The organism is Geobacter sulfurreducens PCA (assembly GCF_000007985.2).
GTDB classification, from domain to species: domain Bacteria; phylum Desulfobacterota; class Desulfuromonadia; order Geobacterales; family Geobacteraceae; genus Geobacter; species Geobacter sulfurreducens.
The window spans coordinates 1,213,695-1,222,500 of record NC_002939.5 but is presented as its reverse complement, the minus strand read 5'-3'; the positions used below and the strand labels follow the sequence as shown (position 1 = coordinate 1,222,500).

Below are 8,806 nucleotides of genomic sequence, written 5' to 3'. Positions count from 1 at the left end.
CTTTGCAACCTCGAACCTGACCGGCATTTGCGTGACAAACCGTTCCACCGCCAGCTCTTTGCGAACCCCGATAACTGAATCAAAACTTCCCGTCATGCCCGCATCGGTAATATACGCTGTGCCGCCGGGCAAGATACGTTCATCTGCAGTTTGAACATGGGTATGCGTTCCGACGACTGCACTGGCCTTGCCGTCAAGATACCAGCCAAGAGCAATTTTTTCCGATGTGGCTTCCGCATGGAAGTCGACAAAAATAAGCGGTGTCGACTCCCTCAGTCTCTCGATTTCCTGATCGGCGGCACGAAACGGGCAATCCAGGTTGTTCATGAATACCCGCCCCTCAAGATTCAGAATGCCAACCGGCACTCCTCCGGCTGTGCGAACCACAGTTGATCCGCGCCCCACGGTGCCGGGAGGGTAGTTTGCCGGACGCACCAGCCGCTCTTCCCGACCGATGAAGGAAAAGGATTCTCGCTTGTCCCAAATGTGGTTGCCACTGGTCAGGACATCGATCCCGAGCGAGAAGAGCTCCTTTGCCGTCTCCTCGGTGATCCCGAAGCCACCGGCCGAATTTTCGCCATTGGCTACAACAAGATCCACCCGGTGATGATCCACGAGCCGGTGAAGTTCACGGACAAGCGCCTGTCGCCCCGGGCTCCCGACAATATCGCCAATAAAGAGGATATTAACGGGCATACTCTATGGCGCGGGTTTCCCGGATAACATTCACCTTGATCTGACCGGGATAGGTCATCTCGGCCTCGATCTTCTTGGCGATGTCCTTGGCCAGCAGAACAGCCCGCTCGTCAGAGACCTCTTCGCTCGATACCATGACGCGGATTTCTCTGCCGGCCTGAATGGCAAAGGAGTTGTTCACACCGCCAAAGGAACAGGATATCCGTTCAAGGTCCTCAAGCCGCTTCACGTATGTTTCCATCATTTCCCGGCGCGCCCCCGGCCGTGCGCCTGAGAGGGCGTCAGCGGCCTGAACGAGGACGGCGAGGATCGAATTCGGCTTTTCATCCTCGTGGTGAGCCATGATGGCGTGGACAATTTTGGGTGACTCACCATATTTACGCGCAAGTTCAGCGCCGATGACCGCGTGGGATCCTTCAACCTCATGGTCCACCGCCTTGCCCAGGTCATGGAGCAGACCGGCGCGCTTTGCCTGCTTGACGTTGATGCCCAACTCCGAGGCCATGATGCCGCAGAGGAAGGCGACCTCAAGAGAATGCTGGTAAACATTCTGGCTGTAAGACGTGCGGTATTTCAACCGGCCGATGAGCTTGAGGATTTCAGGATGGATGCCGTGTACTCCGAGGTCAAAGGCCGCCTGATCACCAGCTTCCTTGACGGCTTGTTCCACTTCCTCCTCTGCCTTGGCCACCACTTCTTCGATGCGGCCGGGGTGAATCCGCCCGTCAGTGATGAGTTTCTCAAGGGCGATCTTTGCCACTTCTCGGCGAACCGGATTGAAGCCTGAAAGAATAACCGCCTCGGGGGTATCGTCGATGATGAGGTCGATGCCGGTGGCCGCCTCAAGGGCCCGGATATTGCGGCCTTCACGACCGATGATTCGCCCCTTCATTTCGTCGGAGGGGAGGGCTACCACCGATACGGTCTTTTCGGCAACGTACTCGCCCGCATACCGCTGAACGGCAAGAGAAATGATTTCCTTGGATTTCTTGTCCGCAGTCTCGCGGGCCTCCTCTTCGATGGCCTTGATCCGCTTGGCTGCATCAAGTTTCGCCTCGCTCTCCATGGCGTCCATGAGGATCTTCTTGGCTTCGGCCGAGCTCATGCCGGAAATCTGTTCAAGCTTCGCCCGTTGCTCGGCCACGAGCGCATCAAGGGATTCCTCTTTCCGGTTGAGAGACTGCTCCCGCGCAAGGATACCCTGCTCCTTCTTCGTCAGGTCGGCATCGCGCTGATCGAAAAGGTTCATCTTTTTATCGAGGTTCTCTTCCTTCTGCTGAAGGCGCTTTTCCAGAGTCTGAAGATCCTTGTGCTTTTCCTTTGCTTCCCGCTCGAAATCGGCTTTTGCCTGATAGACGACATCCTTGGCCTGAAGGGCGGCTTCCTTGCTGATCGTTTCAGCTTCGCGCTTGGCATCCTCTACGATGCGGGAGGCGAGTTCTTCGGCCTTGCTTACCAGAGAATCAGAGAGTTTCTTGCGCAGCAGGTTTCCAATCAGAAATCCCGCTCCTGCCGCGAGGACGATGAAAATAATTGCCAGTTCTATCTTCAATGTTCCGGTACCTCCTCAGGTATATTTCTAACCGAGAGGATGAATGATCCTCTTCTCGGTAACGATCAGGTCGAGTGCCACATCGTGAGGCTCTCCCCGTATTTCATCGACGAGCTGGAAATCGTAACAAAAACCGACAAGCCGGCCTGTTCCCTCCAAATGATGGAGTGCCCGGTCGTAGAACCCCTTCCCATAGCCGATCCGGTGGCCTGCCAAGTCAAAGGCCACCCCCGGCACAACAATGATGTCCGCGCAGTCGGGAGCAACGGCCTTTCCCGTCAGACAGGGCTCAGGAATACCGAATGAGCCTGAGCGGAGTCCTGCCGGGTCAGTCACTTCGATGAAACGGAGCTCGTCGCCGCACACGGCAGGCAGAAGAACCGTCTTTCCTTGGTCGAGGGCAAGCCGCAGCACGTCACTCGTATCGACCTCCCCCCTGATGGGGGCGTAGAGAGCAATGACCCGGGCATTCCGGAAGCCCTCGCTTTCCACAAACGAGCGCTGAATGGCCTCGGATGCCCACCGGGCCTCGACAGGGGCCAGGGACTTCCGCAGCGCAAGCATTGACTGTCTCAGAACGCGCTTGGGCATTGAATCGCGTGACCGTGACACAGAGTCATCGGTCAATAACGGTACACGGGGACGGGTCCGAGGAGGGGAGGATTCCTGGAGGGTAATTGGAGAAGATATGCCGGCGTCAGACAGGAAGGAAGGCTATGCTTCGGGTAATGTCGTATGGCGTGACGAAGTATGAAACCGTAGCGTCGTGATTACCCTCTCCGCATCTCTGAAAATTCCTGCAGGCCGTTATCAGTAAAAACAGCCAAAACCTCTGCTGATTCGAACGGCGAGGTTTTCTGTTGAAACTGATCCATCTTTCCGTAACCAACCCGAACCGCTTGTACCGCACTTTCTATTTATAAACTCTCCCGAAGGGAGTCGAGAACCGGCGAATGTCAGCCGGACAGGCCCTCACAGAAGGACATCTTCAATACGTCGCGTCAGCCGCCGAAGCTTGTCGCCACCAGCATGACGCTGCTCTTCAAGTTCCCTGGAAAGGGAAATACACGTTTCAGCCAGATTCATGAGTGCCAGGATAATCGGAACCTGAGGGTCCCCCACCGGCACCTGTGCTCGTGCCTCCGCAAGCTTACGGTTCACAAGGGCTTCAACCTCGCCCACGCGCTCCGCCGAGGAGGTGCTTTTAACGGTCAACTCGCGCCCGAGGACCTTGATGCGGTGGGACTGCTTGTCGGGCACTAGATACCTTCGAGTTTCCGCAGGATACCGTCAATCCGGCCCTTGACCCCTTCGCGCTCCTGCTGAAGCCTTGCATTGTCCGCTCGAAGCTGTTCGTTCTCTCGCTTCAGGGCGCCATAGCGCTCGAGAAGCATGTCAAGACGCCGTTCCAGATCCGAAAACAGTTCCGTATCCATAAGCAAACACCTTTTTAGGGATAAAATAATATATTCTGCTCTGTTGTTTAGTCAAGGTCATTTATTGAAAGAGGGCTTCCACAAATTGGGAGGGATCGAAATCCCGCAGGTCGTCGATGCCCTCGCCGACGCCGATGTAACGGACGGGAATCCTGAACTCATTGCAGATTGCAACCACAATTCCTCCCTTTGCCGTACCGTCAAGCTTTGTCAGGGCGATGCCGGTAACCTGGGCTGCCTCCTTGAAGAGTTTCGCCTGCGAGAGGGCATTCTGTCCCGTTGCCGCGTCAAGAACCAGCAACGTCTCGTGGGGAGCCCCGGGGATCTCCCGCGACATGATGCGGCGGACTTTTTTGAGTTCCTCCATGAGGTTTACCTTGGTATGGAGACGGCCGGCGGTGTCGACGATGAGGATGTCCGCGCCACGAGCCACGGCCGCCTTGATGCTGTCGAACACAACGGCAGACGGATCCGCCCCTTCCTTGTGGCGGATCACGTCGACGCCGGTACGCTCGCCCCATATCTGGAGTTGCTCGGCGGCAGCAGCGCGGAAGGTGTCGCCGGCGGCCAGAATCACTTTTTTCCCCTGGGCGGTAAACCGGGCCGCGAGCTTGCCAATGGTAGTAGTCTTGCCGACACCGTTGACGCCGATGACCATGATGACGAAGGGAGAGGCACCTGTTACGTCCAGTTGATGGGCGTCACGGGCAAGGCGACCGTGGATATCCTCCTTGAGCGCCTCCCGGAGGGCCTCGCCGTCCTTGAGCTCGTTGCGGGAGAGGCGCTGCTCCAATCCCCTGATCAACTCGACGGTGGTCTGGACGCCCAGATCGGCGGTAATGAGTATCTCCTCCAGCTCCTCAAGGGTGTCGGCGTCAATCTCCTTCTTGCCGAGCACGAGACGATCGATGCGTCCCACCAGGCTATCGCGGGTCTTGCTCAGCCCCTGTTTGAGCCGCTCGAACAATCCGGGGCGCCGGTCTTCCTGCTCCGGCGGTGCAGCGACATCCGCAACGGCGGACGTCGTTTCATTGACTGCCTCTTCCTGGTCACGATCGCCGCCGGTAACCTTACCCCAAAGTCCCTTGAAAAAGCCCTTCCGTTCTTCCGCCATCTCAGTATATCTCCTTGGCCAGACATTCTACGGCCGATCTGAAGTGAATGAGCGCCCGGCCGGGTATGGCACCGCGCTCCAGCGTCATCACAAGGGAATAGTCATCCCCCACCGGTCCCACAATGGCACGGACCCCCGCCGTGGTAATGACCGCCTCCAGGACGGCTCCACCGGAAAGCCGCTCCTGGAGTGCCTTGAGGTGCGCGAGGAGAATGCCTTTATGGGCACCGATGATTTTGATTTCGTAGTCATCCATGAGGGCATGCTGTTCGACAGCCTCCCCCTCCCAGTCGGCAAGAATTGCGCCGGTTGCGCCGGGAACCGCATCGACCAGCTCGGTCAGAATCCTTTTGAACGGCACGAATCACCTCGGACGTTGGTTAGTTCAGCTTGACCGACACGCTCTTAGACACCCCGGGCTCCTCCATGGTCACGCCGTAAAGAGTGTCGGCAACGGCCATGGTGGCCTTGTTGTGGGTAATGATGATGAACTGCGACACATCGCTCATCTCCCGCACCATATCGTTGAACCGGCCGATATTGGCGTCGTCAAGCGGGGCGTCGACCTCATCGAGAAGACAGAAGGGTGTCGGCTTGATGAGGAAGATGGAAAAGATCAGCGCCACTGCGGTAAGTGCCTTCTCACCGCCCGAGAGGAGGGTCACGTTCTGGAGTTTTTTCCCGGGGGGCTGAACAATGATATCGATCCCGGTCTCCAGCAGGTCTTCCTCGTTGGTGAGCCGCAGTTCAGCCCGGCCTCCGCAAAACAGTCGGGGGAAGACCTCCTGGAACTTCTCGTTGACCAGAGTGAAGGTTTCCAGAAAACGCTTGCGGGTGGTCCGGTTGATTCGCTGGATAGCCTGCTGGAGCGATTGAAGAGACTCCTCCAGATCATCTTTCTGCGACGAGAGGAACGCGAACCGCTCCTCCAGCTCCCGGTACTCCTCAATGGCCGTCAGGTTCACTTCACCGATTTCGTCGATCAACCGGCCGAGCTCGGCCTGGCGACGAGCGGCCGCTTCCTCGTCAAAGGGCCTGTCGGCATAGGATGGCATGACCTCGCGCATCTCCAGCCGGTACTTATCCGCCAGGGAAGAAATCAGATGATTGAGTTCAAGGGTGAGCCCGGACAGAGTGAGCTTATGGGCAGCCACTTCGTCCCGGGCTGCCTCGCACTGATGACGAAGCTCCCGCAGCCCCGTCTCTTCTACCCGAACCGCCTCGACCCGGGCATCAAATTCCGAGCGAAGGCTCCGGGATAATGTCTCGGCTTCGGCATACGCCGCAAGATGGCCCTTGAGATCGTCCTCGGCGGCGGTAATCGCAACCGCAAGGTGCTCCCGTTCGGCGGCTGACGATTCCCCTTCCCCCCGTAGCCGGCCAATGCGTTCACGCAGGTCCCGGATCGACTCCTCGGTTCGTACCGTGGCCCGGGACGCGGCCTCCCGCTTTTCCCTGAGCTGGGCTCCCTTGACCTTGAGAGCCGTGACCGCATCACGGGCGGCTTCGATTGTACGGCGGCTAACCGTCAGGGCTTCCTGCGTTCTCGCCACTTCGGCATCGAGCGCTTCCCGCTTCGCCTCGCGCTCAGCGCGGCGGCCGTCGGCGTCGGCAATCTCTTCGTCCAGAGTCCTGCGTTCGTCCTGAAGCTGCTCGTCCTCAATCCCCGCAATGGCGATTCGCTCCTCGATCCGCTGGCACTCTTCGCGGGCCCGCTGAAGATCCTTCTCGGCATTGACGAACTGGATCTCCGTCTGGTGGAGGATTTGCCGAAGGTCGCGCACCTCCTCCTCCAGCCGGGAACGCTCCCCCCGGAGCTCCTCCCGGCGCGTCTCGGTTTCACGCACAGCAGATTCGAGGCGCTCCACGGTTCCGGAAAGCTCCCTGATCTCTCTCTTCTTGTGAACAAGTCCCTGGCCGGCGTTCTCGGCGGAACCGCCATTCACGATCCCCCCGCCAAAGGCGAGGTCACCCTGGAGGGTAACGAAGGTTGCCCGAGGATACTGCCGGGACAGGGAAAGGGCCTGGGCCAGGGTATCCGCCAGATGGACATCGGCCAACAGCGGTTCGATCAGGGGGCGCCAGGCTGCGGCAATGGAAACCCGATCCAGAAGGGGCGTGGCCCCGGTAACGGATGAACGGTCATCGGCCGGGATGCCCGCCACGATAATGCCGCAGCGGCCGCCGCCCGATTCCTTGAGATGGGCAATGGCGTCCAGGGCCGCCTCGTCGCTCTCGCTGAGCACATACTGGAGCCGCTCGGCGCACACTGCCTCCAGGGCCGTCTCGTAATCGGCGCCGGTCTCCACCGCATCGGCAAGCACGCCGCCGAACCGTCCGGCAAAACGCTCGGACAGGAAAAGGTTGCGAACCCCCTGGCCGTATCCGGCAAACTGGGACTCCAGTTCCTGAAGCGAGTGGAGACGCGAGGCCGCCCGCGAGAGCTCGTCCCGGCGGGTGACGAATTCCCGTTCGGCCTCGGCCAGCCGCTGCCGAATCTCCTCTTCGCGGCGGATCACGACCGGAAGACGCTCCTGAAGTTCGGCCTTTGTCCGGCCAAGACCGGACACCGTGCCGTCGAGCTCATGCACCTTGCCCGTGGCCTCCACCAGCCGCTCCTGAAGCAGGGTTCCCTCCCGACGGTTGCGGTCAGCACGCTCCGCGAGACCCTCCAGACGGCGGACAGCGGCGGTTCGCTGGTTATTGAGCTGGGCGATCTCGGACAAGAGCGAGAAAAGCTCACGGCGGGCTTCGTCCAAATGGGCGGCGAGTTCCCGCTCGGCGCCGGTCATCTCTTCCAGTTCCATCTCGCGCGTTTGGAGGCTTTCCTCTTCCCCTGCCACCTCAACGGCAAAGGATCCGCTCTGCTCCACCAGTCGGGCGAACTCTTCCTCGGCGGCCACAAGCTGCGACCCGGCGGTCGCGAGCTCGACGGCCACGCGCTCCTGCTGGCGCTCCAGGGAGGACAGCTCACGGCGCTGGAACTCGATCCGGCTTTCGCATGCCTGGATATCCGCCTTCTGCCGGAAAAGCCCTTCCTGCGCGGTGACGACTTCCTTTTCCCGCTCGGCCAGGGCAAGCCGATGCTCGGCAAGCTCCAGGTCCCGTCGCTCAAGGTCGGCAGTGAGAGTGCTCTCGCGGGAAACCGCCTCGCGCAGCAGGCCCTCGATCCGCTCCTTTTCCGCGTCAAGGGCAGTGAACCGCCGGACCGAGGCATGAATTTCGATCTCGCGGAGCTCCTCGCGATATTCCCTGAACCGTTCAGCCTTCTTCACCTGCCGCTGGAGAGAGTTGAGCTGGCGCTTGATCTCGGAAAGGATGTCGCCGATTCTGAGCAGGTTCTGGCGGGTGAGATCTATCTTCTTGAGCGCGACCTGTTTGCGGGCCTTGAACTTGGTGACCCCGGCCGCCTCTTCGATGATGAAGCGGCGCTCTTCGGGCTTGGAGTGGAGGATCATCCCGATCTTGCCCTGCTCGATGATCGAGTAGGCGCGGGCACCGACGCCGGTGTCCATGAAGAGTTCGGTGATGTCCATGAGCCGGCAGGGGGTTTTGTTGAGAAAGTACTCGCTCTCCCCATCCCGGTAGAGGCGTCTGGTAATCTGTATTTCGCTGTAGCTCAGATACTTGGCCGGCACCCGGCCGTCATCGGTGGCAAAAACCATGGAGACTTCGGCCATGCCGAGGGGCTTGCGGAACTCGCTGCCGCCGAAAATGATGTCCTCCATGGACCGGCCGCGCAGGTTCTTGGCCGACTGTTCACCCATGGCCCAGCGGATGGCGTCGACCACGTTCGACTTGCCGCAGCCGTTGGGCCCGACAATGCCGGTAATCCCCTGCTGAAAGTCGAAGGAGACCTTGTCGACGAACGATTTAAAACCAACGATGTCCAAGCGCTTGATCTTCATAAACCGGGCTATAGTAGCAGAGGGTAGATGGCTTTGCAAAGGCAAAGCGGAACGTTTACCAGAGCCCCTTCACGCACTGCCGCGGCTACGGGATGCTTGC

8 protein-coding genes (1 of these 8 running past the window's edge) are annotated in these 8,806 nt (G+C 59.5%); all 8 read right to left on the bottom strand.

Going from position 1 to position 8,806, the window contains the following annotated elements; genetic code table 11:
• On the bottom strand, positions 1 to 696 hold the 5' portion of the coding sequence (locus tag GS_RS05670; RefSeq protein ID WP_010941799.1) for a TIGR00282 family metallophosphoesterase. It extends 93 nt beyond the left edge of the window; the window shows 696 of its 789 coding nt (coding positions 1-696); it begins with the start codon at positions 694 to 696; its stop codon lies beyond the left edge, outside the window.
• A complete protein-coding gene (gene rny / locus GS_RS05665) occupies positions 686 to 2,248 on the bottom strand; it encodes a ribonuclease Y (RefSeq protein WP_010941798.1) in 1,563 nt (520 codons plus the stop codon). The genes GS_RS05670 and rny overlap by 11 nt, the downstream gene beginning before the upstream one ends.
• A 27-nt stretch (positions 2,249 to 2,275) precedes the next feature.
• Positions 2,276 to 2,839: a 5-formyltetrahydrofolate cyclo-ligase gene (locus tag GS_RS05660; RefSeq protein WP_010941797.1), complete on the bottom strand. Its 564-nt coding sequence runs from the start codon at positions 2,837 to 2,839 to the stop codon at positions 2,276 to 2,278.
• Positions 2,840 to 3,220: 381 nt separating this feature from the next.
• A complete protein-coding gene (locus GS_RS05655) occupies positions 3,221 to 3,508 on the bottom strand; it encodes a cell division protein ZapA (RefSeq protein ID WP_010941795.1) in 288 nt (95 codons plus the stop codon).
• Positions 3,508 to 3,684 (bottom strand): cell division protein ZapB, encoded by a 177-nt coding sequence (locus GS_RS05650; protein ID WP_010941794.1) that lies wholly within the window; start codon positions 3,682 to 3,684, stop codon positions 3,508 to 3,510. The genes GS_RS05655 and GS_RS05650 overlap by 1 nt, the downstream gene beginning before the upstream one ends.
• A 61-nt stretch (positions 3,685 to 3,745) precedes the next feature.
• Positions 3,746 to 4,798 carry a signal recognition particle-docking protein FtsY gene (gene ftsY / locus GS_RS05645; RefSeq protein WP_010941793.1) on the bottom strand — a complete coding sequence of 351 codons (1,053 nt, stop codon included), beginning with the start codon at positions 4,796 to 4,798 and terminating at the stop codon, positions 3,746 to 3,748.
• 1 nt (position 4,799) lies between these two features.
• The gene (locus GS_RS05640; protein WP_010941792.1) at positions 4,800 to 5,159 is read right to left on the bottom strand and encodes a roadblock/LC7 domain-containing protein; all 360 of its coding nucleotides are present in this window, start codon (positions 5,157 to 5,159) and stop codon (positions 4,800 to 4,802) included.
• A 19-nt stretch (positions 5,160 to 5,178) separates the two neighbouring features.
• The gene (gene smc, locus GS_RS05635; RefSeq protein WP_010941791.1) at positions 5,179 to 8,706 is read right to left on the bottom strand and encodes a chromosome segregation protein SMC; all 3,528 of its coding nucleotides are present in this window, start codon (positions 8,704 to 8,706) and stop codon (positions 5,179 to 5,181) included.
• Between the last annotated feature and the right edge of the window lie 100 nt (positions 8,707 to 8,806).

What these genes read in the sequence shown, in the direction of transcription:
- smc (WP_010941791.1), bottom strand. Translation starts at nt 8,706, where the DNA reads ATGAAGATCAAGCGCTTGGACATCGTTGGTTTTAAATCGTTCGTCGAC.
- GS_RS05660 (WP_010941797.1), bottom strand. Translation starts at nt 2,839, where the DNA reads ATGCCCAAGCGCGTTCTGAGACAGTCAATGCTTGCGCTGCGGAAGTCC.
- ftsY (WP_010941793.1), bottom strand. Translation starts at nt 4,798, where the DNA reads ATGGCGGAAGAACGGAAGGGCTTTTTCAAGGGACTTTGGGGTAAGGTT.
- GS_RS05650 (WP_010941794.1), bottom strand. Translation starts at nt 3,684, where the DNA reads ATGGATACGGAACTGTTTTCGGATCTGGAACGGCGTCTTGACATGCTT.